At 40.8% G+C, this 22642-nt stretch carries 24 protein-coding genes; 6 read left to right on the top strand and 18 right to left on the bottom strand.

Annotated elements, in window-relative coordinates:
• Positions 1-108: 108 nt before the first annotated feature.
• Positions 109-1275, top strand: coding sequence for a site-specific integrase (locus ODU37_RS09230; protein WP_024394575.1), 1167 nt, complete (start codon positions 109-111; stop codon positions 1273-1275).
• Between the two features lie 94 nt (positions 1276-1369).
• On the opposite strand, the gene rpsD is transcribed toward ODU37_RS09230, so the two are convergent.
• The 9 genes from rpsD to ODU37_RS09185 form a co-directional block, all read right to left on the bottom strand.
• A complete protein-coding gene (gene rpsD, locus ODU37_RS09225; protein WP_002938227.1) occupies positions 1370-1981 on the bottom strand; it encodes a 30S ribosomal protein S4 in 612 nt (203 codons plus the stop codon).
• A gap of 307 nt (positions 1982-2288) precedes the next feature.
• The gene (locus ODU37_RS09220) at positions 2289-2540 is read right to left on the bottom strand and encodes a Veg family protein (protein WP_002938218.1); all 252 of its coding nucleotides are present in this window, start codon (positions 2538-2540) and stop codon (positions 2289-2291) included.
• A 3-nt stretch (positions 2541-2543) separates the two neighbouring features.
• Positions 2544-3899 (bottom strand): replicative DNA helicase, encoded by a 1356-nt coding sequence (gene dnaB / locus ODU37_RS09215; protein WP_249562522.1) that lies wholly within the window; start codon positions 3897-3899, stop codon positions 2544-2546.
• A gap of 31 nt (positions 3900-3930) precedes the next feature.
• Positions 3931-4383: a 50S ribosomal protein L9 gene (gene rplI / locus ODU37_RS09210; RefSeq protein ID WP_012775408.1), complete on the bottom strand. Its 453-nt coding sequence runs from the start codon at positions 4381-4383 to the stop codon at positions 3931-3933.
• 10 nt (positions 4384-4393) lie between these two features.
• Positions 4394-6355 (bottom strand): DHH family phosphoesterase, encoded by a 1962-nt coding sequence (locus ODU37_RS09205; RefSeq protein WP_249562523.1) that lies wholly within the window; start codon positions 6353-6355, stop codon positions 4394-4396.
• A gap of 106 nt (positions 6356-6461) precedes the next feature.
• Positions 6462-8378 (bottom strand): tRNA uridine-5-carboxymethylaminomethyl(34) synthesis enzyme MnmG, encoded by a 1917-nt coding sequence (gene mnmG / locus ODU37_RS09200; protein WP_105243052.1) that lies wholly within the window; start codon positions 8376-8378, stop codon positions 6462-6464.
• Entirely contained in the window at positions 8375-8836 is a 462-nt protein-coding gene (locus ODU37_RS09195) for an NUDIX hydrolase (RefSeq protein ID WP_249562524.1), read from the bottom strand. Before ODU37_RS09195 ends, mnmG begins: the two co-directional genes overlap by 4 nt.
• 36 nt (positions 8837-8872) lie before the next feature.
• Entirely contained in the window at positions 8873-9325 is a 453-nt protein-coding gene (locus ODU37_RS09190; RefSeq protein ID WP_044758769.1) for an NUDIX hydrolase, read from the bottom strand.
• A gap of 141 nt (positions 9326-9466) precedes the next feature.
• Entirely contained in the window at positions 9467-9793 is a 327-nt protein-coding gene (locus ODU37_RS09185) for a helix-turn-helix domain-containing protein (protein WP_024389858.1), read from the bottom strand.
• A gap of 125 nt (positions 9794-9918) precedes the next feature.
• Here ODU37_RS09185 and ODU37_RS09180 point away from each other — a divergent pair, with 125 nt between their 5' ends.
• Complete coding sequence (locus ODU37_RS09180) at positions 9919-10308, top strand: nuclear transport factor 2 family protein (protein ID WP_024389859.1); 390 nt, start codon at positions 9919-9921, stop codon at positions 10306-10308.
• A gap of 42 nt (positions 10309-10350) precedes the next feature.
• On the opposite strand, the gene mnmA is transcribed toward ODU37_RS09180, so the two are convergent.
• Positions 10351-11475, bottom strand: a complete 1125-nt coding sequence (gene mnmA / locus ODU37_RS09175) for a tRNA 2-thiouridine(34) synthase MnmA (RefSeq protein WP_024400067.1) — start codon at positions 11473-11475, stop codon at positions 10351-10353.
• A 214-nt stretch (positions 11476-11689) separates the two neighbouring features.
• Between mnmA and sdaAB the strand changes: the two genes are divergently transcribed.
• Positions 11690-12361 (top strand): L-serine ammonia-lyase, iron-sulfur-dependent subunit beta, encoded by a 672-nt coding sequence (sdaAB, locus tag ODU37_RS09170; protein ID WP_002938202.1) that lies wholly within the window; start codon positions 11690-11692, stop codon positions 12359-12361.
• Positions 12362-12373: 12 nt separating this feature from the next.
• Positions 12374-13246, top strand: a complete 873-nt coding sequence (gene sdaAA / locus ODU37_RS09165; protein WP_024381283.1) for an L-serine ammonia-lyase, iron-sulfur-dependent, subunit alpha — start codon at positions 12374-12376, stop codon at positions 13244-13246.
• Positions 13247-13702: 456 nt separating this feature from the next.
• Here the strand turns inward: sdaAA and ODU37_RS09160 are convergent, their stop codons facing one another.
• The 8 genes from ODU37_RS09160 to yfmF all read right to left on the bottom strand — a co-directional run bounded on the left by ODU37_RS09160 (position 13703) and on the right by yfmF (position 20858).
• Positions 13703-14257 (bottom strand): LysM domain-containing protein, encoded by a 555-nt coding sequence (locus ODU37_RS09160; RefSeq protein WP_024416996.1) that lies wholly within the window; start codon positions 14255-14257, stop codon positions 13703-13705.
• Positions 14258-14388: 131 nt separating this feature from the next.
• Positions 14389-15183 (bottom strand): energy-coupling factor transporter transmembrane protein EcfT, encoded by a 795-nt coding sequence (locus tag ODU37_RS09155; protein WP_002938197.1) that lies wholly within the window; start codon positions 15181-15183, stop codon positions 14389-14391.
• Positions 15176-16018 carry an energy-coupling factor transporter ATPase gene (locus ODU37_RS09150; RefSeq protein ID WP_024411895.1) on the bottom strand — a complete coding sequence of 281 codons (843 nt, stop codon included), beginning with the start codon at positions 16016-16018 and terminating at the stop codon, positions 15176-15178. Before ODU37_RS09150 ends, ODU37_RS09155 begins: the two co-directional genes overlap by 8 nt.
• Positions 15994-16830, bottom strand: coding sequence for an energy-coupling factor ABC transporter ATP-binding protein (locus ODU37_RS09145; RefSeq protein WP_249562525.1), 837 nt, complete (start codon positions 16828-16830; stop codon positions 15994-15996). Before ODU37_RS09145 ends, ODU37_RS09150 begins: the two co-directional genes overlap by 25 nt.
• Positions 16830-17369, bottom strand: coding sequence for a CDP-diacylglycerol--glycerol-3-phosphate 3-phosphatidyltransferase (pgsA, locus tag ODU37_RS09140; protein ID WP_014638849.1), 540 nt, complete (start codon positions 17367-17369; stop codon positions 16830-16832). Before pgsA ends, ODU37_RS09145 begins: the two co-directional genes overlap by 1 nt.
• Positions 17370-17388: 19 nt before the next feature.
• Entirely contained in the window at positions 17389-18243 is an 855-nt protein-coding gene (gene rodZ, locus ODU37_RS09135; protein ID WP_249562526.1) for a cytoskeleton protein RodZ, read from the bottom strand.
• A gap of 81 nt (positions 18244-18324) precedes the next feature.
• Positions 18325-19608, bottom strand: coding sequence for an EF-P 5-aminopentanol modification-associated protein YfmH (yfmH, locus tag ODU37_RS09130; RefSeq protein WP_044693147.1), 1284 nt, complete (start codon positions 19606-19608; stop codon positions 18325-18327).
• Positions 19605-20858 (bottom strand): EF-P 5-aminopentanol modification-associated protein YfmF, encoded by a 1254-nt coding sequence (gene yfmF / locus ODU37_RS09125; RefSeq protein WP_044759101.1) that lies wholly within the window; start codon positions 20856-20858, stop codon positions 19605-19607. The genes yfmH and yfmF overlap by 4 nt, the downstream gene beginning before the upstream one ends.
• A 73-nt stretch (positions 20859-20931) precedes the next feature.
• On the opposite strand from yfmF, the gene yaaA reads away from it, so the two are divergent.
• Both yaaA and recF read left to right on the top strand, forming a co-directional pair.
• On the top strand, positions 20932-21315 hold the full coding sequence (yaaA, locus tag ODU37_RS09120) for a S4 domain-containing protein YaaA (RefSeq protein ID WP_044759102.1): 384 nt from the start codon (positions 20932-20934) through the stop codon (positions 21313-21315).
• Between the two features lie 2 nt (positions 21316-21317).
• Positions 21318-22412, top strand: a complete 1095-nt coding sequence (recF, locus tag ODU37_RS09115; protein ID WP_044683087.1) for a DNA replication/repair protein RecF — start codon at positions 21318-21320, stop codon at positions 22410-22412.
• Positions 22413-22642 lie beyond the last annotated feature (230 nt).

The raw sequence follows: 22642 nt of genomic DNA, 5'->3' as shown, positions 1-22642 counted from the left end.
TGACTAGTATTTTACTACCCACCAAAAACAAACGAAAATAGGGCTATTCTCGTAGCTCTACGCATGATAAAACCTTTATAGCTTGCCTGCTGATGGAAAGGATATATCATGAAAATAACTGAAGTAAAAAAGAAAAACGGTGCTACTGTGTACCGCGCTAGTGTATATCTGGGAGTTGACCAGGTAACGGGTAAGAAAGTAAAGACCAAAGTAACGGGTCGGACACATAAGGAGGTTAAGCAGAAAGCCCAACAAGAAAAAATAGCCTTCCAACAAGACGGATTCACCAGGTTTCAAGCCACGTCAATAGCAAGTTATCAGGAATTGGCTGAACTATGGTGGGAAAGTTACAAATACACTGTTAAACCAAACACGCAAGACAATATTAAGAGACTGCTAGATAACCATGTTTTGCCACTCTTTGGGGGCTATAAGCTCGATAAGTTAACCGCCCCACTCATTCAAAGCATAATTAACAAACTAGCTGACAAGACTAACAAGGGGGAGCTTGGGGCTTATCTGCATTATGACAAGATCCACGCCCTTAACAAGCGTATATTACAGTATGGTGTGACTATGCAAGCAATATCTTCTAACCCTGCGCGTGATGTCGTCCTACCTCGTAACACTCAAAAAGCTAAGAGAAAAAAGGTCAAGCATTTTGAAAATCAAGACCTAAAAAAGTTTCTCGACTACCTGGGAGGGTTAGACCTGACCAAGTACAGAAATCTATATGAAGCCACCCTATACAAGTTCTTACTGGCCACTGGTTGCCGTATCAATGAAGCCCTAGCGCTTAGCTGGTCTGATATTGACCTGGAGAATGCAACTATCAGCATTACCAAGACACTAAACCACCTCGGGCAAATCAATAGCCCAAAATCAAAAGCAAGCTATCGGGATATAGATATAGACCAGGCAACCATTGCCATATTGAAAGCCTACCAGCTTAGACAAATTCAAGAGGCTTGGAAGTTAGGACGAACTGAAACGGTTGTATTTTCGGACTTTATCCATGACTACCCCAATAATAAGACTCTGGCCACACGGCTGAGAACTCACTTCAAGCGTGCTGGAGTATCTAACATTGGTTTTCACGGTTTCCGTCATACACACGCTAGCTTACTGCTTAACTCTGGAATACCTTACAAGGAATTGCAACACCGTCTAGGTCATTCCACTCTATCCATGACAATGGATATTTATAGCCATCTCTCAAAAGAGAACGCAAAAAAAGCCGTCTCGTTTTACGAAACAGCACTAAAAGCACTCTAGGGGGAGCAAAAAGGGGAGCAAACCCAGAAATCAACATTTTAAGACAAAGCGAAAAGCCCACTGTTGTAGGCTTTCTGTAAGATATTTCTTAAAATTAGAGCATTTTGTTGTAGAATTCTACGACAAGAGCTTCGTTGATTTCTGGGTTGATTTCGTCGCGTTCTGGCAAGCGAGTCAATGAACCTTCAAGCTTTTCAGCATCGAATGATACGAAAGCTGGACGACCAAGAGTTGCTTCAACAGCTTCAAGGATAGCTGGAACTTTGATTGACTTCTCACGAACTGAGATAACTTGACCAACTTCAACGCGGTATGAAGGAATATCAACGCGTTTGCCGTCAACAAGGATATGACCGTGGTTTACGAATTGACGTGCTTGACGACGAGTAGTTGCCAAACCAAGACGGTAAACTACGTTGTCCAAACGACGCTCCAAAAGAAGCATGAAGTTGAAACCAAGAGTACCTTGTTTGATTTTAGTAGCTTGTACGAACAAGTTACGGAATTGTTTTTCACCCAAACCGTAAGAGAAACGCAATTTTTGTTTCTCAGCCAATTGCAAACCGTATTCTGACAATTTAGAACGGTTGTTTGGTCCGTGTTGACCTGGTACGTAGTTACGACGTGCCAATTCTTTACCTGTACCTGTCAATGACAAGCCAAGACGACGAGCTTGTTTCCAAGATGGTCCTGTATAACGTGACATTTGTTATGTCCTCCTAAAATAAAAATTTCCGTCATTTCGTTTCTCTTTTATTACGTCGTTAAGTCGGCTTGGCATACCTCAGTATAGCCTGCCCCTCCTTGCCTAGTACTAAAAGGAAACAAAAAGACTTGTTTATAGGAAATAACGTTTTAAGCAAACCTGATTCGTGCAGGAGGCCTTCATCGAAACAGCAACGATTACTTTTCTTGCTGACCTTCTGTTGACGAGCTTCATTTTGCCCTGCTGTTATTTCGCACAAAGACTAGTATAGCACAAAAAAAAGGCTCTGTAAAGCCTCATATAGCGATTAATCCAAATAATGAATCAAAATCTTTTCTGTCAAAATGTCTGAGTAAGTATAAGATTCCACAAAGGTATTGTTTGGATCTTCAAATTCAACGATAAAGAGAGACTGATAAACCTCCACAATACGCCCCTGCTTATTCTTCTCACGCTTACGACCATTTTCAAGGGTCAATTCAACAATTTGTCCCTCATGGTCTTTAATATCTTGTTTGATTTGCTTCATTTTAGCAACATCTGTAAATGCATCACTCATTCTCTATCCATCCTCTCTCTTGGAAATACTTGCAAATTTATTGTATTCTTTTTGGAACATGAGTTCCACGGTACCACGCGCACCGGAACGGTTTTTCTCGATGATGACTTCAACCGTATTGTTAGGAATGCCGCCATCTTCCTGCTCACCGCGCTCATAGTAATCATCACGATATAAGAAGGCAACGATATCGGCATCCTGCTCGATAGATCCCGATTCACGAATATCTGACAGAACGGGTCTCTTATCCTGACGTTGCTCAACTCCACGCGACAACTGACTGAGGGCGATAACAGGAACTTTCAATTCCTTGGCCAAAATCTTCAGCTGACGGGAAATCTCAGAAACCTCTTGTTGTCGGTTTTCACGACCTGTTCCCGTAATCAATTGAAGATAGTCAATCAAGATCAAGCCCAGATTGCCCGTTTCCTGAGCCAACTTACGTGAACGCGAACGAATCTCTGTAATCTTGATACCAGGCGTATCGTCGATATAAATACTCGCACGCGCCAGGTTAGCTTGAGCCACCATGTACTTATTCCATTCTTCCTGTGTCAAATGCCCCGTACGAATAGCCCTCGAATTGATAACTCCCTCAGAAGCGAGCATACGGTCAACCAAGCTTTCTGCACCCATCTCCAAAGAGAAGATAGCAACTGTCAAACCCAGTTTTGTACCGATATTTTGTGCAATATTGAGAGCAAATGCCGTCTTACCAACCGCAGGACGAGCCGCAAGAATAATCAACTCTTCCTCATGCAGACCCGTTGTCATGGCATCAAGAGCAGGATAACCAGTTGCAATCCCTGTAATATCCGACGTCTGCTTAGCACGAGTTTCAAGGTTGTCAAAGTTGATATTCAAGACATCATCAATCCGCTTGAAACCACTTCGACTGGCTCCCTCACCGACATCAATCAAAGCTTTTTCAGCATTGGCAATAATGTCATCTGAACCATCCGCACCCTCATAAGCCTGATTAACTGCATCCGTTAAACGGGCAATCAGTTTACGGAGATTAGACTTTTCAGCAACAATCTTGGCATAGAATTCCGCATTGGCTGCCGTCGGCACGGAACTAATGATTTCAGCCAAATAGGCCAAGCCACCAATATTTTCCAAATCACCATGGTTCACTAAATAGTTACGCATGGTAGTCGCATCAATTGCCTCATTTCTATCAGAAAGAGCAATCATAGCTTTAAAAATTAGCTTATGAGCATGTTTGAAAAAATCTTCAGCTTCGATGTATTCACGAACGAAGACCAGCTTGCCTTCATCAAGGAAAATAGCTCCTAATACCGATTGTTCAGCTAGAATATCCTGCGGTTGCACCCGCAATTCATCCAACTCTGCCAAGATCTCACCTCCTCACTGGCTAGATAAATAATTAAGCTTCCTTAATACTCAAATTAATGATGCCTGTTACATCTTGATAGATTTTAACTGGTACATCAATGAGACCAATCGCACGAATTGGGTGATCCAGCTGAATATGGCGTTTATCAATCTTGATGCCAAATTGCTTGTCCAATTCTTCAGCAATTTTCTTGCTGGTAATAGAACCAAAGGTACGACCATCTGGACCAACTTTTTCGACAAATTTCACTAAAGTAGCTTCCTCAGCCAGCTTAGCCTTGATAGCCTCTGCTTCTGCAATCATCTCTGCATGAGCCTTTTCCTTAGATTTTTCCTGACCACGAAGGGCGCTGATCGCTTGGTTTGTTGCTTCCTTAGCCAAATTTTTCTTGATCAAGAAATTTTGGGCATAACCTGTTGGAACTTCCTTAATCTCACCCTTTTTACCTTGACCTTTAACATCTGCTAAAAAGATTACTTTCATATCTGTTCTCCTAATTTCCATTTATTTCTTCGCGGATTTTATCCGTCAACTTTTCACATACTTCTGCGATTGTCTGGTCATATACCTGAGCGGCAGCTAGGTTAAAGTGGCCACCTCCACCCATTTCTTCCATGATGCGTTGAACATTGATTTTACTATGACTCCTTGCAGAAATAGATACATACCCTTTGGTATTTCTTGTTACAACGAATACCGCCTCAATTCCTGCCATGTCCAATATTGTATTGGCAGCCTTGCTCGGAATAATATTATCGTATTCTTTAGTATCATCTGCACACGCAATAACAACATTGGACTCAATTCTCTGCCCACTTAAAATCAGTTCATTGATTTGACGATATTCCTCAAAATCTGTCGCAGCAATCTGCTGAATTTCCAAGCTATCGCTACCACGAGTCCGCAAGTAACTAGCCACATCAAAAGTACGACTGGTCACACGAGATGTGAAATTTTTTGTATCAAGCATAATCCCAGCCATCAATAAACTAGATTGAATGCGATTAAGCTTATGGTGTTTGTCATTCTGGAACTGAATTAATTCCGTTACTAACTCACTCGCAGAACTAGCACCACTCTCTATATAAGTCAAAACTGCATTATTTGGAAAATCTGTATCGCGACGATGATGATCAACCACCACAACCTGGGTAAATTGGTCATAGAAATCCTTATCCAAAGTCAAGCCAATCTTTGAATGATCTACCATGATTAACAATGACTGGAAAGTGACCATCTTCATGGCTTCCTCAACCGTTAGCAAATTAGAACAATTTTCATCACTCAACTTCTTGATGGCACGTGCAATATCTGGTGCCATTTCATCTGGATTATACACCGTATAGGCATTGTTCATAATATTTTGAGCAAAGTACTGCATGCCGACCGCGGATCCAAGCGCGTCCATATCTAAATTACGATGTCCCACCACAAAAACAGCATCAACCGATTTGAGTTTATCTGATACAGCAGTCATCATAGCACGAGTCCGCGTACGTGTTCGTTTAACGGAAGAAGCCGAGCCACCGCCAAAGAAAAGTGGCTGTTTACTCTCATCATTTTCCTTGACCACAACCTGGTCTCCACCACGAACCTCAGCCATATTGAGATTTTGGAGCGCAACCTGTCCGATTTGGTGATGATTTTCATTACCATACGCCAATCCCATACTCAAAGTCAAACCTAAATCTAACTTTTTAGCCTCCTCGCGGAACTTATCAATAACTGAAAACTTATTCTCTATCAATTTTTCCAACACAGCATAATCTGTAAAGAAATAGAATCGATCCATTGTGCCGCGTCGGTAGTAGATACCGTAATCATGGCAAAATTCCGAAACAAATTGAGCCAAGAAGGAATTGACTTGGCTAATTTGAGAATCAGTTATAGCATCCTCAAGCTCATCATAGTTATCAACTGAAATAATCCCTATAACAGGACGGCTTCCGATCAAACTATTTGTCGCTGAATACTCTGTCGACGCATCAAAAAAGTAAAATAACCCTTGATCAAAATCAACGTTAACAGCGTATCTCTTGCCTGAAAAGTTTGCATAAATTCGCTCCTCATCCAGACCAACGTCAATAATTTCACGTAGTTTTTTTTGATCAAACTCACCATTTTCTTGAGCAAAAATCAGCTCAGCAAAGGGATTAAACCATTCTACCTGATTACTATCTGGTCGAACTTTGATAACTCCCACTGGCATTTTATCCAAGAGCATCATCAAACCAGAATTGGCCTGATTATTGAGATATTCAATCTGTTCTAGCTCACTAAATTCATAAGAATGTTTTTGATAAATAAACAGCGCAATCAACACCAGTAGGCTGATGAGTAGCGCAAAAACTGTACTGGCACCAATTGGAAAAAATCGGTGGACAAGAGCCACCAACCCAAATAAAATGACACCTATCATGACAAAGTGAATTGTCGAAAATCGAAATCTTTTCATCACTAACCTCTGCCTGCCATTCTACCATAAATTCAGTAAAAAAGCTACTTTTCACATGATTTTAAAGTAGTTGACATATAGCTGACATACAGCGAAAAGAACAGCCTTAGTGACTGTCCTTTGATTTGTTTTTAGAAATGGAACGACTGCGTCCTTCCAAGTAGACCATGAGAATGGATATATCCGCTGGATTGACACCGGAAATCCGACTAGCCTGGCCAATGGTTTCTGGTGAAATCAGCTTGAATTTCTGGCGAGCCTCGGTCGCAATGGAGTCAATATCATCCCAGTCAATGTCGGCTGGAATGCGTTTTTCTTCCATACGTTTCATCTTCTCCACCTGATCCAAGGCCTTGGCAATGTAGCCCTCGTACTTGACCTCTGTTTCAATCAATTCAATGGTCTTGGCGTCCAAATCCTCTGCCGCAGGACCGATAAAGGCTACCGCATCTGCGTAAGTCACATCTGGACGACGCATGAATTCCTTAGCAGTCAAAGCGTCTGTCAAGGGATTGAAGCCCATAGCTACAACTTTTTCGTTGGTTTCCTTGATTGGCTTGAGTTTGATAGACTCCAAACGCTTCATTTCATTGTCAAATTGGTTTTTGTGAATCTGGAAGACCTGCCAGCGTTTATCATCTACCAAGCCAACCTGACGACCAATCTCCGTCAGTCGCATATCAGCATTGTCATGACGCAGAATCAAGCGGTATTCTGCCCGACTGGTCAAGAGGCGGTAAGGCTCCACCGTTCCCTTAGTTACCAGGTCATCAATCATAACGCCGATATAGCCGTCGCTTCGTTTCAAAATCAGCTCAGGCTTGCCCTGCACCTTGAGGGCTGCATTGATACCAGCAACGATTCCCTGACCAGCTGCTTCTTCATAGCCTGATGTTCCGTTGGTCTGACCTGCTGTGAAAAGCCCTGAAATCTTCTTGGTTTCAAGCGTCGCCCGCAACTGATGAGGCATAACCATATCGTACTCAATGGCATAGCCCGTCCGCATCATCTGGGCATTTTCCAAACCTTTAATGGAGTGGATTAAGTCCTGCTGCACATCTTCTGGCAGACTGGTTGACAGCCCTTGAACATAGATTTCGTCTGTATTGCGACCTTCTGGCTCTAAGAAAAGCTGGTGGCGTTCCTTATCCGCAAAACGGACAATCTTGTCCTCGATTGACGGACAATAACGGGGACCAATCCCCTTAACAATTCCTGAAAACATGGGTGCCCTGTGAAGATTGCTGTTGATAATCTCGTGGCTGGTGGCGTTGGTATAGGTCAACCAGCAAGGGATTTGATCCTGCAAATAGTCCTCATCCTTGGACAAGAATGAAAAGTGATTTGGCTTTTCATCACCTGGTTGAATCTCGGTTTCTTCGTAGTTAATGGTACGAGCATTGACACGCGGTGGTGTCCCTGTCTTGAAACGACCAATTTCAAGTCCCAATTCTTTCAGATTATCCGCCAGCGTGATAGAAGCTAGGCTATTGTTAGGACCTGACGAATACTTGAGGTCACCGATGATAATCTCACCACGCAAGGCTGTACCCGTCGTCACCACAACTGCCTTGGCTGAAAATTTCTGGTTGGTAGCCGTGCGGACACCGATAACCTTGCCGTCTTCCACTAAAATCTCATCAATCATGGTTTGACGCAGGGTCAGATTTTCCTGACGCTCCACCGTCCGCTTCATCTCTGCTGCGTACTCTGCCTTATCTGCCTGAGCCCGCAAGGCACGAACAGCCGGTCCCTTGCCCATATTGAGCATCTTCATCTGGATATAGGTCTTGTCAATGTTGCGACCCATTTCGCCACCCAAGGCATCAATTTCTCTTACCACAATCCCCTTGGCAGAGCCACCAATGGAGGGATTACAAGGCATAAAGGCCACCATATCCAAGTTAATAGTTGCAAGCAAGGTCTTACAGCCCATGCGGCTGGCTGCCAATCCTGCTTCTACACCCGCATGCCCCGCTCCGATCACGATGACATCGTAGTTTTCTGCAAATGTGTGTGTCATGTTGTTTTCTCCTTCATATTCATGATGTGTTTGGCTTGCCCATTCCAGTTTGGCAATTCTTGAGCCAGAAAGGCTGGCACGATATCTAGGTTGACAAGTTTGTCAAGTTCAATCCATTCACATGTTTGTTTTAATTGGCCTTCAATCATCTTCTCAGGGATTTCTCCAATAGGCTCCACAATAAAATGAAACTCGATATTGTGAAAGTCTATGCCTTCCTGTGTAAACTTATTTTCGACAACAAAAGCCAGTTGGTTGACACGGCTGTCAACCCCTAATTCTTCTTTGACTTCTCGAACAACCGCATCTTGTGCAGTTTCGTTGACTGCAATCGCACCGCCAATGGTATAATAACGCCCCTTAGAGTCCTTGGTGAGAAATATTTTTCCGTCTTTTATAATCAGTGCCGTCGCCCGAACACCGAAGATCTGATTGTCAATTCTGGTCCTAAAATCCATTCTTCCTTCTCTTTTCTAAAATTTCATTTAGATAGGCTAGCTTTCCCAATTAATAAAATGCTGCAACTGTCCCTTCCAGCCAGCTAGCTCCGTCTTGAGAAAAGCAGGATTGAGGTCAAGATTTTTCAAGTCTGTAAAAGCAATCCACTCACACTGGCGGATAGAATCACCTTCTTCCAGATAGGCAATTGGCTCAGACAGTGGGGTAACAAGATAAAGAAATTCGATCTGATGGTAAGATTTCTCCTGCAAGTTAAACTGATTTTCAACAATAAAAGCTAGCGGTCCAACCTCCACATCAATTCCAAGTTCTTCTTGCATTTCCCGTTGCACAGCCTCTTTGGTTGTTTCGCCAAGCTTAATAGCACCACCCAAGGTGTAATAGTTCCCCTCCGGTGCCCTTACAAGAAATAGTTTCTCATCTTTTACTAACAATCCCGTCGCACGAACACCGAAGATTTGATTGTCGTGTCTCGTTCTGAAATCCATCTTCTCTCCCCAATCGCAAAAAATAGCCAAAACTCTCGAAAATTGCAGGACAAAAAAGCCTACAATTCCCATGAGCTTTGACCATCATGATAATTGTTACTCTTATTCTATCAAAAGATTTGTAGAATTTCAAATCTAGTGTTACGCTAACGTTTCAATATATTCTAAGCCCCAAGCCTCAACAGCATCCAGTACCGAACGAAATTTTTCGCCCATCTCAGTCAAGCTATACTCTACACGAGGGGGGACTTCTGCATAGACCGTGCGACTAATAATGTGATCCTCCTCCAATTGTCTAAGGTGTCTTGTTAACATGGTTTGAGTAATACCTGGAATCAGTCGCTGTAATTCATTGAAGCGTTTCGTTCCTGTACTGAGTTGGTAGATAATCACCAATCCCCACTTACCAGTCAAGACTTTTTGTGTTGTTGCAAAAGGGCAAATACCATATTCACTAACTTTTTTCAAAAAAATTCTCCTTTATTTATCACAATAGTATCACTTTTGATACCAACGAATGCAAAAGTACCTACTTGCATAATGGAATGCTTCAGCTATAATTGTACTATATCAAAAAAATTGGAGGACATCAAATGTCAACAAACTTGGAAATTTTTAATGCCTATAACAATGCTCTCATCGCTGGTGATTTTGCAGCTCTTTTTGAAACAATGGCTAATGACATTATCTGGCATCAACCCGGAAATCATTCAACATCTGGTGCTAAAATTGGTAAGGAAGTACTCGGAGCACATCTAGCAACTTTCGCCGAAAAAACAAATGGAACTTTCAAAGTAGTGACAAACTGGGTATCCGATAATGATACTCTTGTTGCCGCTAACGTAACATTCCTCGGTACTCGAACAGATGGTGAAGAACTAAACATGAATGGCATCGATCTTTTCCGTATGGAAGATGGCAAAATCAAGGAAGTTTGGCTCTTCTCAGCCGACCAAAAAGCCGAAGATGCTTTCTGGGGATAAGATAAAAAGCTTAGCATGAGGGTGCTAAGCTTTTATTTTTGATTAAATATACTGACAAGCCACCCCATCCTTGTAGGCCATGTCGATCATGCCACCGCCCAGACATTCTTGTCCGTCGTAGAAAACAACGGCTTGTCCTGGTGTGATTGCTCGTTGTGGCTCTGCAAAGATAACTTCTGCCTTGTCACCTTTTACCTTGACAGTTACTTGACTATCTGGTTGACGGTAGCGGAATTTAGCTGTGCATTCCAGCGTGAATTCTTCAGGCATATCACGTGTAAAGTGCACTTGACTAGCCTGTAAAGAAGTTGACATCAAGGACTCATGATAGAAGCCCTGACCGACATAGAGGATATTTTTTGATAGGTCTTTTCCGACAACAAACCAAGGCTCATTGTCCCCACCGATTTGTCCTCCGATACCAAGCCCGCCCCGCTGACCAATGGTATAGTACATAAGGCCTGTATGTTCTCCCATGTCACGACCGTCAACCGTCATCATCCGGCCGGGCTGGGCTGGCAAATACTGCCCTAAAAATTCTTTGAAGTTCTTTTCACCGATAAAGCAGATGCCTGTCGAGTCTTTCTTTTTAGCGGTCGCCAAGCCTGCTCGCTCTGCTATTTCCCTTACCTGAGGCTTTTGTAAATGGCCAAGCGGAAACATGGTTTTCTGCAGTTGTTCCTGTGAGAGTTGGCTAAGGAAATAGGTCTGATCCTTGCCATTGTCTGCCCCACGTAGCATATGGACAGTACCGTCCTCGTCGCGTGACACCTGAGCGTAGTGACCTGTCGCCACATAGTCCGCACCCAAGTTCATAGCGTAATCCAAGAAAGCCTTGAACTTGATTTCCTTGTTACACATGACATCTGGATTGGGTGTGCGTCCTGACCGATACTCTGCTAGGAAGTACTCAAATACGCGATCCCAATACTCTTTTTCAAAGTTGACAGAGTAATAAGGAATGCCGATTTGGTCTGCAACAGCAGCCACATCCTTGTAATCTTCTGTTGCTGTACAGAAGCCATTTTCATCCGTGTCGTCCCAGTTTTTCATGAAGATGCCGATCACATCGTAGCCCTGCTCTTTGAGCAAGAGAGCCGTAACCGATGAATCCACACCGCCACTCATACCGACAACAACACGGGTTTTAGAATTGTCAATTGACATAATCTTCTCCCATCTTTTCGTAGAAATAACGATTTGAAGGTCGTATTCCAAAATTTGATTATCCAAAAACGATTGACGATTTTGAACAACTTGTATTATACCATACAAAAAGGGTAAGCGATAGAATTTTAACATAAGAAAACACATTCATCTAGGCATATTCTCTAACTGGAAAATTTGATATAATAGTACCAAGAAAAACGTGAGGATTACTATGACAAACTTAAAATTTCAGTCGGTCTTTGATATTATTGGACCTGTTATGATTGGTCCATCTTCTAGTCACACAGCTGGTGCGGTCCGAATTGGGAAAATTGTGTCTTCCATCTTCGGCGATGAGCCGACAGAGGTGGAATTTCAACTCTACAATTCCTTTGCCAAGACCTATCGTGGTCACGGTACGGATGTAGCCTTGGTAGCAGGTATTCTGGGCATGGATACGGATGATCCCCGCATTCCTGACTCTCTTGATATTGCAAGAGAACGAGGTATTAAGGTTTACTGGCGTGTCAACAAGGACAGCAATACCCCCCATCCCAATACCACCCGAATCATCATTAAAAATGATAAGAAGTCTATCTCAGCAACGGGCGTTTCCATTGGTGGAGGCAATATCCAAGTGACCGAACTCAACGGCTTCTCAGTCAACCTGAACATGAACACACCAACCATTATCATCGTTCACCAGGATGTTCCAGGTATGATTGCGAAAGTGACCGATGTTCTTTCTAAGTATGACATCAATATCGCTCAAATGAACGTGACACGTGAAAAAGCTGGCGAGAAAGCCATTATGATTATCGAAGTGGATGCTCGCCAATGTGAAAATTCTATTGCAGAAATTGAAAAAATTCCACACCTGCACAATGTAACCTTCTTCAACTAGAAAGAGAAAGACATGTTTTATACTATCGAAGAATTAGTTCAGCAAGCAGACAACTTTTCTGGTAATGTAGCTGAACTCATGATCGCGACTGAAATTGAACTGACCGGTCGTAGCCGAGAAGAAATCTTGACAATCATGTCAAGAAACTTGACAGTCATGAAAGCGTCGATTGTTGACGGCTTGACAGAAAGCAAGTCCGTTTCTGGATTGACAGGAGGCGATGCTGCCAAGTTAGATGCCTATATGAAATCTGGTAAAACCCTGTCAGATTCCGCCGTCCTATCCGCCGCAAGAAATGCCATGGCTGTCAATGAGTTGAACGCCAAAATGGGCTTGGTCTGTGCAACCCCAACTGCTGGCTCTGCTGGTTGTCTACCAGCTGTGCTAGGAGTTGCTATTGAAAAGCTCAATTTGACAGAAGAACAGCAACTTGACTTCCTATTTACAGCTGGAGCCTTTGGACTAGTTATCGCCAACAACGCCTCCATCTCAGGTGCAGAAGGAGGCTGTCAGGCAGAAGTCGGATCTGCCTCTGCTATGTCTGCCGCAGCCCTGACACTGGCAGCAGGTGGAACTCCCTACCAAGCCAGCCAAGCCATCTGCTTTGTCATAAAAAATATGCTGGGTCTGATTTGCGATCCCGTCGCTGGTCTGGTAGAAGTCCCTTGTGTCAAACGTAATGCAATGGGAGCAAGCTACGCCATGGTAGCTGCCGATATGGCACTGGCAGGAATTGAATCAAAAATCCCTGTTGATGAAGTCATCAACGCTATGTACCAAGTGGGATCTGCCCTACCAACCGCCTTCCGTGAAACTGCCGAAGGAGGCCTTGCAGCTACACCGACGGGTCGTCGCCTTGCTCAAGAAATTTTTGGAGAAGATTGACAATAATGTAAACCAAAAAGGACCGTAACGGTCCTTTTTCTTATTATGGCTTCGGGCTAGTTTTCTCATAGAGAAAAACAAGAAAACTACTACCTATGCTGGTGGCTAGCAAGGCTTTGAGCTTCTATTTTTTTCCTGTTATAATCTAATTTGTCAAGTTAAATAAAGGAGGAGTAAACTAGTCCAGTGGACTAGTTTAGCATGGTTAAAACCGTTACAGTTTATCACATACCAAATGTATGTCACTCCTAAGTACCGCAGAAAATCCATTTACTAAAAAATTAGACGGGACTTAATTGATATTTTCCATCACCTATGTCCATACAGCGTGGAAATCAAAAGTTTTGGGCTAGAGGCTACTATTCAGTTCCGTTGGACTGAACGAAAAAGCAGTTGTGAAATACATTCGTGAGACAGAAAAAGTCTAGCATCGTGCTAGACCTCTTCTAATTTATCTTAGTACCAACCATTTGCCAACCAGAAAGCCTTGGCTGCAGACCATGAACCATAGCGACTAGCAACATAAGCATCTGCTACACGCTCTTGGTTTTCTGGTGAGTAATCACCATTCAAGTAAGTATTTGTCAACTGGTAACGACCAATGTAGATACCGTTACGGGCATCATAGCTACCGCTTGATTCCTTCATTGCAATCCATTCTTTTGCTGCTGCATCTTCAGCACTCAAATTTGAAGAATAGGTGCTAGTTGTTATTGTTGCAGTAGAAGTTGATGTTGATTGAGTTTGTTCAACTGAACTCTCTACTGCCTTCACTGTCACATCTCCCAATTCGATAACTTGACCGACATGGATAAAATCTAAGTTGGTAATCTTATTCTGCTCTGCTAATTTTTCAACAGTAGTATTGTATGTTTCAGCAATTTCAGACAGGGTATCACCAGACTTTACAGTATAGGTTTCTGCACTGACTACACCCGCAGTTAAAAGGGAGATTCCCGCTACCAAACCAGCAATAGTTGTTTTTAAGTTTTTCTTTAATGTAATGTTCATAATAGTCACATTCCTTTCTGTCATGTGTCTATCATACCCTCTAACTATTACTTAGACTTTGTGAAATTGTTACAAATATTACAGAAAAATTGAGATTAGACAATAAAAACGCTATTTCTAGCGTTTTTTACTTATTTTTTCAATATAAATAAGAGTCCGGCTAAAGCTAACATAACTAAAATTGCTAACGTATCTGCTAACTTCCATTCCAAAATCCGGTACTTGGTTCTCCCATCTCCGCCTTGATACCCACGCGCCTCCATCGCCGTTGCAAGAGCATCTGCCCTCTTAAAACTTGATGCGAATAACGGAATCAAAATAGGAATAACTGACTTTACCTTCTGAATAAGATTTCCCTCATTAAAGTCCACTCCACGAGCTCTCTGAGCATTCATAATCCGAGTGGTATCATCCATCAAGGTCGGTACAAAACGCAAGCTCATGGACAACATCAAACCAATTTCATGCACAGGAACTTTAAATTTCTTCAAAGGTGCAAGCCCCGACTCAATACCATCAGCCAAGCTAAGGGGTGTCGTCGTCAAGGTCAATAGGGTTGAGAAGAAAATAATCAAAACAAAGCGAACAAAAATAATCGCCGCCTGTTGCAACCCTTCTACAGATAATTTAAAAATCCAAAACTCCCATAGAATGGTCGCTCCAGGTGTAAAGAAAACCTGGAAGAAAGTTGTAAATAGAATAATTCCTATCATCGGTTTCAAACCATTAATAAAAAATGATAAGCGAATACGAGATAAAACAACCATTCCTAAAACAAATGCTATCAACAAGGCATTGGTGACCAAATTATTGGCCCAAAAAATCATCAATAGAAATCCAAACATTGCTAAAAGCTTGCTTCTTGGATCCAAGCGATGAATAATTGAATCTCCAGGAATATAGCGACCTAAAATTAATTTATCCATGTGTCACCATCCCCGTAAATTCTTCAATTGTAATAGGAAGACGTTCAAATACAAAACCTCTTCTCTCCAAATTAGCTGCAAACTTAGTAATCTTAGGCACTCCCAACTGAATACTCTCTAAAAAATCTACCTCTTGAAAAATATCGACTGGTTTACCAGAACGGACCAGCTTTCCCTTTTCCATAATGTAAACAAAATCAGCATAGTTAGCCACATCGTCCATCAAATGAGTTACCAAAACGATTGTCATGCCTGATTCATGAAGCTTTTTGAAAATATCCATCAATTCCTGACGACCCGCAGGATCCAATCCAGCCGTTGGTTCATCCAAAACTAAGATACTTGGTTCCATTGCCAGAATCCCAGCAATAGCTACCCGACGCATTTGACCACCAGATAGTTCAAAAGGACTACGCTCAAACAAGCTCTCATCAATTCCAACCAAGGCCAACTTTTCACGCGCAATCGTTTCAGCCTCTTCCTGAGAAACTCCGAAATTTTGTGGACCAAAAGCAACGTCTTTTAAGACCGTTTCATCAAACACTTGACTTTCAGGAAATTGGAACACCAGCCCCACTTTCTTCCTTACTTGCTTAATATCCTTATTTTCAGACGTCGCTGTAATCACAACATCATCAATGACTACTCTTCCTTCTGTTGGTACATTTAATCCATTCAAGAGTTGTAAAATCGTTGATTTACCCGAACCCGTATGCCCAATAAGGGCCGTGTAAGAGCCATCAACAATCTCCAAATCCACACCAAAAAGCGCACGCCCCTCAAAAGGAGTGCCAACTTGATAGGTATAGCTTACTTCTTGGAGATCAATTCCCATAAAGTTTCCTCTAATTCTTCCTCTGTAAAATAGCGGAGCGGTAAATCAAGTCCAGTCTGGCGCAAAGATGAAGCCAGTTCTATCGTAAACGGTCTATCCAAGTCTAAATCTACCAAATCTTCTCGCATAAATAGTTCATTTGGAGTGCTAATTGATTCAACCTGTCCATTTTTCATCACGATAACTCGGTCACTCAATGCAACCTCATCCAAATCATGTGTTATAGAGATAACCGTCATACCATGACGCTCCTTAATTTCACGGACAATCTTAATCAAGTCGAGACGACCTTCTGGATCCAACATAGACGTAGCCTCATCCAAAATAATAATTTTAGGGCGCAAGGCCACCACTCCAGCAATCGCCACCCTCTGCTTCTGACCACCAGATAAACGAGCAGGCTCACGTGTTTTGAAATCAGTCATTCCAACCAATTCCAAAGCTTCGTCAACTCGACTACGCATCTCCTCCAAAGGGATTCCCTGATTCTCTAAACCAAATGCAACATCATCTTCAACTGTAGCGCCTACAAATTGGTTATCTGGATTTTGAAAAACCATACCAATCAAGCGTCGCTTATTCCATACATTATCAATGATTAAGGCATCACCGTCAATATAAATATCACCTGATTCAGCTTCCAACAAACCATCAATCAAACGAACTGTTGTTGATTTACCCGAACCATTATGTCCAATAATAGACAACCATTCTCCCTGTTTCACGTGAAACGAGACATCATTTAGGGTATAGCGTTCATCCTCTTGGTTGTATTTATATTTAAGATTTTTTACTTCGATAATATTTGTCATCATTTAAAAGTATCTTTGAATAAGTAAGAGGCACCCCTGAAATAATCATAGCCTGAATATAGGGTGAAGAAAAGTGCAATATAGAGTGTTATTTGCCCCACGACGTTCCAGTGTAAGAGCAGGAAAATAACTGCAAACATCTGTGAGAATGTTTTGATTTTTCCTGGCATAGCCGCAGCTAGAACTGTTCCTCCATTTTCCACCAAGAGTAGACGAAGACCTGTCACTGCCAATTCACGACAAATAATAATTGCAACTACCCAAGCTGGAGCAAAGCCAAGCTCTACAAGCATGATAAATGCTGTCATCACCAAAATCTTATCTGCCATCGGATCCGCAAATTTTCCAAAGTTTGTTACAACCTGCCATTTACGAGCCAAGTAGCCGTCTAGATAATCCGTAATACTAGCTAATGCAAAAATAAGTGCTGCCAACACATGACTAATTGTTGAATCCCAAACGGTCAGTAACAAGATAAAAATTGGGATTACCAAAATCCTACCTATCGTCAATGCATTGGGAATATTTTCTTTTTTCATTCTAATACCTTTATTGCCCTTATTCAAAATTTAAAGTGACCGACCCTGTATCGGCTGTCAGAGCTGATATATCTAACTTTTTGCCACCTACACTTACCTCTACTCCTTTGACAACACCAAGAATAAGTGTAGTAGAAGTCACTCCTTCTTCAACAGTAGTAGTTACTGTTGGATTATCAGGTGTTAGTGTAACGCCCCCCTCTAACAAGGTGTCAGAAAGGCTGATCCAACTCGTTATATTTTTTGCTGTTACAGTTACTTCTACTGGATAAGTCACTGTTTTAAGGGTCGCAACAATGTTAGAACCTGATCCTGAAACAGTCACATTTTCTGTAGCGGAACTACTTGAACTCGTTGAATTTGACTGCGCCTGCTCAGTAGAACTCGTCTCTGTGCCACTACTTGCTTCAGATACAGATTGCTCAACTATACTATATGACGTTGTAGTAGGCGTAATAGATGCTCTATTTTGGAGCCTGCTATGAACAATATAAGTCACAAAAATAATAATCAAACCCGTCGCAAGTAATAAGTAAATCAACGGAAGATAAGAGTTCTTTTTACGTTTACGAACCTTATAGCTTCTTTTCAATTCTGAAGAGCGTAGTTCTTCTTCTCCATCTTCATAATATTTCACTAAACTATTTGTCTCGTAAGCATCCAGTAGAACATCTGCATCTAATTCCAAAGCCTCAGCATATGCTTTTAAAATAGACTGAACATCATCTGAGTTTGCAATAAAATCAAAATCATTGTACTCAAGTGCCTGCAAATATTTAGCTTGGATTTTTGTTATCCGTTGCAAGTCAACAAATGTCCAACCCCGTCCTTCTCTAGCTGTTCTAAGTACTTCCCCTATACTCTTTTGTCTCATAATATCCTCTCTCTATCGCTCATCATGTACAGTATACTATTCTAACAAAATTCCAAAGAAATTTCGACGGGTTGCGCCCACTTATTTTGGAAAAATCGTGAAATCTGTCATATCACAGTGATCAATAAAGCGACGCCCTGCCTCTCTGATGTCATCTAACTGAAGACTTTGTATCATTTGAGGTATATCAAAAACATTTTCATATTCTGAATACTGAGAAACAAAGTGACTAGCTGTAAACTCAAGAGAATTTAAGCTACGAATAAAATCTCCATACATCTCGTTTTTCAACAATTGTAAATGATCCTCTGTCACATCTGCATCATCCTCAAATTTCCTAAGTGCTTTCATCAGTATACTAGAAAGCGTAATGGGTTCTTGAGTATCTCCCGAGATAATCAAATAGTGGTATTCAGGTGTAACCTCTAATTGGAACTGGAAAGAAGAATCAATTTTTCCCTGCTCGTATAACTGTTGGTATCGTTTTGAAGTCCAACCAAACAACATGGCAAATAAAAATTGTAAACTGAGCCGATATTTCTGAATAGTCTCCTTATCAACCTCGTCATTTCCCCGCAAACCAACAGCCAATTTTGGGGTAGATACTTCAAATTGTTCTGAGAGATGTTCCTGTATCGGCAACTTTTGGACACCTGCCAATTCAAATGACTGAGCTGGATCATCCATCTGAGCTACTTGATAACTTGAAATTTGTTTCCAAACTGCCTCTAAATCAAAATTACCAATAACGAATAAATTCATGTTACTTGGATGATAAAACACATCAAAATTCTCATGTAAATCATCCGCAGTAATTGCAGCAATTGATTCAACTGTCCCTGCTATATCATAGGCCAAAGGACTTTCTGGATAAAGCGATGATAAAATTCCCGTAAACAAGCGATAATCTGCATCATCTTGATACATCTCAATTTCTTGTTCAATAATCCCCTGTTCTCTTTCTACATTGTCTTCTGTAAAATACGGTTCTCGAACAAAAGATTGTAAAAGTGATAGAGACTCCAATACTTTCTGAGTCGTTGAAAATAAGTAACTAGTCTGTCTAAAACTGGTATAAGCATTTGCGCTTGCTCCCAATTTAGCAAACTCATTCATAATATCCTCTTCATTCTCAGTTTCAAACAGCTTATGTTCTAAAAAGTGTGCAATCCCTGCAGGATAAACAACACTATTACCATTAGCCAATGTAAATCGAGTATGAATACCCCCAAAATTGGTCGTTAGAATTCCATATGTCTCATGGAAATCTACTTTAGGAAGCAAAATAACTGTCAACCCATTGTCAACTTTCCCATAAAAGACAGATTCTTTCATGTAAGGATACTTCTTCTCAACTAACTTCATTCTTCTGTCCCCTCCATAAAGTAAACAGCCTGTAAATTAATCATCTGTCCTACTCGAATGACATCGTCTATTGATACAGATTTGATAGCCTCAATCCAATCTAGCCAACTTAAATTTCTATTTCCTAAGGTAACTTGATTATATACTTGTTCTATCAAATTATTCTGCCTATCTTGAGCCAAGGTTGCTGAATGAATCAACATGTTTTTTGTCAACTCTAATTCTTCTTCTGTAAATTTACCACATTTTAAATCAAGTAGTTGTTTACTAATTAACTTCATTACCCTGAGTCTATTTTCGCGGCTAATTCCAGCATAGACCTTCAGCATTCCTGAAAAAATAGAGACCTGACTTCCAATTGTATAGGCCAAACTTTCTTTCTCACGAACATTCATAAATAACTTCGAATGGGAGAAAGCACCTAGTAGACCATTAAGTACCATCAAAGCTGGATAGTTTACATCATTGTAAACTACCTGTAAATGATATGCCAATTCCAAAATGGACTGCCTTGCCTGTTTACGCTCGATTTTTTCTTGCGTTATGTTTGAGTATTCCTGATGATATTCTAACTCTAATTTTGGATTTCTATAAGTAAAACCAAAATCTTCAAGTTTTCTTTTTACTTGTTCTCTGTCAACCTTCCCTAAGACAAATATATCAATTTTATCCATACGCAACATATTCCGATAAATCTGAAAGGTTGATTCTGCTGTTTCTTTTTCAACCAAATCAAGCCTACCGACGCGTGGAATTTGAAGAGAGGGATCTTTATAAAAAAGCTTACTCATTTCAACATCTGCATGATAAAAATTATCTTCTATCTCTGACTGAAGAAAATTGATTAAATTCGTTTTTTCAACCTCGAAAATCTGGCTATCAAATCCTCGTCCCTTTTTCAGTGGTCTAAATATACACGTGTATAAAAAATCAAGAATCTCTACTGTAATATCCTCATTTTCTGGCAAGTGACGAGGACTGACATATGAAATTGTCACATCTACACAGTGCACCCTACCACGTTTTGAAACTGAGGTCGAGAACTGAGCACCATACAATTCTGCCAATCTTCTCCGAACAGCCTGAGCAGTATGAAATTCTTGGTTACCCATTTCAAAAATATTTGCAACTAACACACGACCAGCAACGGTAGCCTCACTCATTTCAGCTGCAAAGCGAATACGTATACGATTTGTCGTAAACTGATCTGTATCAATAAAATGAAGATCTACTCCCTCTTGTAATTTCATCTTCTTCCTCTTTCAAACATTGTACCTTCCATTATACCATTTTGTGATATAATATTCTGTAACGAGGTGACTTATGGAATTTAAATTATTTGATGACTACATCACATTACAAGCATTATTAAAAATGACTGGTATTCTCCATTCAGGAGGGGCCATTAAAGGATTTTTAGAAGAAAATACCATTCTTTTCAATGGAGAAGATGAAAAAAGACGTGGAAAAAAAATCCGTATCGGAGATGTTATCACACTCCCAGACCACAATACCAGCATCACAATCGTCGCACCTAGTGCAGAAGAAATACAGCAACACCAAGAAGATCAAGCTGAAAAAGAACGTGTGGCTGCAATCGTTAAAAAGTTAAATCAAGAAAATAAAAAGAATAAGAAACAGGTAAAGACTCCTAAAAAAGCAACTAAAAAGACTGAAAGAAAACCTGTTCGTTTCCCTGGTATGTAGACATGTGGCTAGAACGATTAGAGTTACAACATTTTCGCAATTACAACCAATTAGATATTGAGTTCCACAAAGGGCTCAATGTCTTTTTAGGCGAAAACGCCCAAGGAAAAACCAATATTCTAGAATCTATCTATGCTTTAGCTTTAACACGAAGCCATCGAACACGAACAGATAAGGACCTACTACAGTTTCAAGAAAAGGAATTATCTATTTCTGGTTTACTCCATCGCACAAGCGGTAAAGTTCCACTTGACATTCACTTGACAGATAAGGGGCGAGTGACCAAGGTCAACCATCTCAAACAAGCAAAACTTTCTAATTACATTGGACATATGAACGTCGTCCTATTTGCTCCAGAAGATTTACAGCTGATAAAAGGTGCGCCTGCTTTAAGAAGAAAGTTCATCGATGTCGAGCTCGGGCAAATCAAACCACTCTATCTCTCTGACCTATCGAATTATAACCACGTTTTAAAACAAAGAAATACTTACCTCAAATCTACAGATAAGATTGATGAGAACTTTCTATCCGTGTTAGATCAGCAACTTGCTGAATATGGTAGTCGTGTTATCCAACATCGTATTGACTTTCTAAAGAAATTAGAGGAATTCGGAAATAGAAAAGTTCAAGATATTTCAGATAAGAGAGAGGAACTAACTATCGAATATCAATCCTCAATTAAGTTTACTACTTCTGTCAATTTAATTGACATATTCTTGACGGAATTAGAAAGGTGTCGCAAACGTGATTTATTTAAGAAAAATACAGGAGTTGGACCACATCGAGATGATGTAGCTTTCTTTATAAATGGAATGAATGCCCATTATGGTAGCCAAGGACAACACCGCAGTCTCGTTCTGTCACTCAAACTGGCTGAAATCGAGCTGATGAAAGAAGTTACACGAGAGTACCCAATTCTACTCTTAGATGATGTTATGAGTGAGCTGGATAATAATCGTCAAATCAAGCTACTAGAAACTATTACAGATACGATTCAAACATTTATTACAACGACATCTTTAGACCATTTACATAAGCTACCTGATAGTTTAAAAATCTTCCATATTGAGTCTGGTAAGGTTACTGAGTCAGAATAAGATTATTCACACTATTGTCAATAAAATTTACAAAAAAGTAAAGACCCTGTCAAGAGGCAATGTCATTAAGTTAACTAACCTATCACATTTTGTGGTGGGTTATTTTTTATGTTACACTAAAAATAAAAGGGGAAAAGTCATGCTAGATCAGATTAAAGCTCATTTACTTGATAGTATTAACGACATCGTTTCCACCGCAAACCAGTTTGTGCTTCATCCTGAAAAAGATT

The sequence above is a fragment of the Streptococcus sp. 2021WUSS109 genome, from assembly GCF_044427305.1.
Classification (GTDB): domain Bacteria; phylum Bacillota; class Bacilli; order Lactobacillales; family Streptococcaceae; genus Streptococcus; species Streptococcus suis.
Note: the sequence above shows the minus strand (reverse complement) of the source record. Positions and strands in the feature narration are given on the sequence as shown.

Bases quoted from the DNA above. Each gene is read 5' to 3' on its own strand.
- ODU37_RS09230 (WP_024394575.1), top strand. From the start codon at position 109: ATGAAAATAACTGAAGTAAAAAAGAAAAACGGTGCTACTGTGTACCGC.
- rpsD (WP_002938227.1), bottom strand. From the start codon at position 1,981: ATGTCACGTTATACAGGACCATCTTGGAAACAAGCTCGTCGTCTTGGC.
- ODU37_RS09220 (WP_002938218.1), bottom strand. From the start codon at position 2,540: ATGAGTGATGCATTTACAGATGTTGCTAAAATGAAGCAAATCAAACAA.
- rplI (WP_012775408.1), bottom strand. From the start codon at position 4,383: ATGAAAGTAATCTTTTTAGCAGATGTTAAAGGTCAAGGTAAAAAGGGT.
- ODU37_RS09205 (WP_249562523.1), bottom strand. From the start codon at position 6,355: ATGAAAAGATTTCGATTTTCGACAATTCACTTTGTCATGATAGGTGTC.
- mnmG (WP_105243052.1), bottom strand. From the start codon at position 8,378: ATGACACACACATTTGCAGAAAACTACGATGTCATCGTGATCGGAGCG.
- ODU37_RS09195 (WP_249562524.1), bottom strand. From the start codon at position 8,836: ATGGATTTTAGGACCAGAATTGACAATCAGATCTTCGGTGTTCGGGCG.
- ODU37_RS09190 (WP_044758769.1), bottom strand. From the start codon at position 9,325: ATGGATTTCAGAACGAGACACGACAATCAAATCTTCGGTGTTCGTGCG.
- ODU37_RS09180 (WP_024389859.1), top strand. From the start codon at position 9,919: ATGTCAACAAACTTGGAAATTTTTAATGCCTATAACAATGCTCTCATC.
- mnmA (WP_024400067.1), bottom strand. From the start codon at position 11,475: ATGTCAATTGACAATTCTAAAACCCGTGTTGTTGTCGGTATGAGTGGC.
- sdaAB (WP_002938202.1), top strand. From the start codon at position 11,690: ATGACAAACTTAAAATTTCAGTCGGTCTTTGATATTATTGGACCTGTT.
- sdaAA (WP_024381283.1), top strand. From the start codon at position 12,374: ATGTTTTATACTATCGAAGAATTAGTTCAGCAAGCAGACAACTTTTCT.
- ODU37_RS09160 (WP_024416996.1), bottom strand. From the start codon at position 14,257: ATGAACATTACATTAAAGAAAAACTTAAAAACAACTATTGCTGGTTTG.
- ODU37_RS09155 (WP_002938197.1), bottom strand. From the start codon at position 15,183: ATGGATAAATTAATTTTAGGTCGCTATATTCCTGGAGATTCAATTATT.
- ODU37_RS09150 (WP_024411895.1), bottom strand. From the start codon at position 16,018: ATGGGAATTGATCTCCAAGAAGTAAGCTATACCTATCAAGTTGGCACT.
- ODU37_RS09145 (WP_249562525.1), bottom strand. From the start codon at position 16,830: ATGACAAATATTATCGAAGTAAAAAATCTTAAATATAAATACAACCAA.
- pgsA (WP_014638849.1), bottom strand. From the start codon at position 17,369: ATGAAAAAAGAAAATATTCCCAATGCATTGACGATAGGTAGGATTTTG.
- rodZ (WP_249562526.1), bottom strand. From the start codon at position 18,243: ATGAGACAAAAGAGTATAGGGGAAGTACTTAGAACAGCTAGAGAAGGA.
- yfmH (WP_044693147.1), bottom strand. From the start codon at position 19,608: ATGAAGTTAGTTGAGAAGAAGTATCCTTACATGAAAGAATCTGTCTTT.
- yfmF (WP_044759101.1), bottom strand. From the start codon at position 20,858: ATGAAATTACAAGAGGGAGTAGATCTTCATTTTATTGATACAGATCAG.
- yaaA (WP_044759102.1), top strand. From the start codon at position 20,932: ATGGAATTTAAATTATTTGATGACTACATCACATTACAAGCATTATTA.
- recF (WP_044683087.1), top strand. From the start codon at position 21,318: ATGTGGCTAGAACGATTAGAGTTACAACATTTTCGCAATTACAACCAA.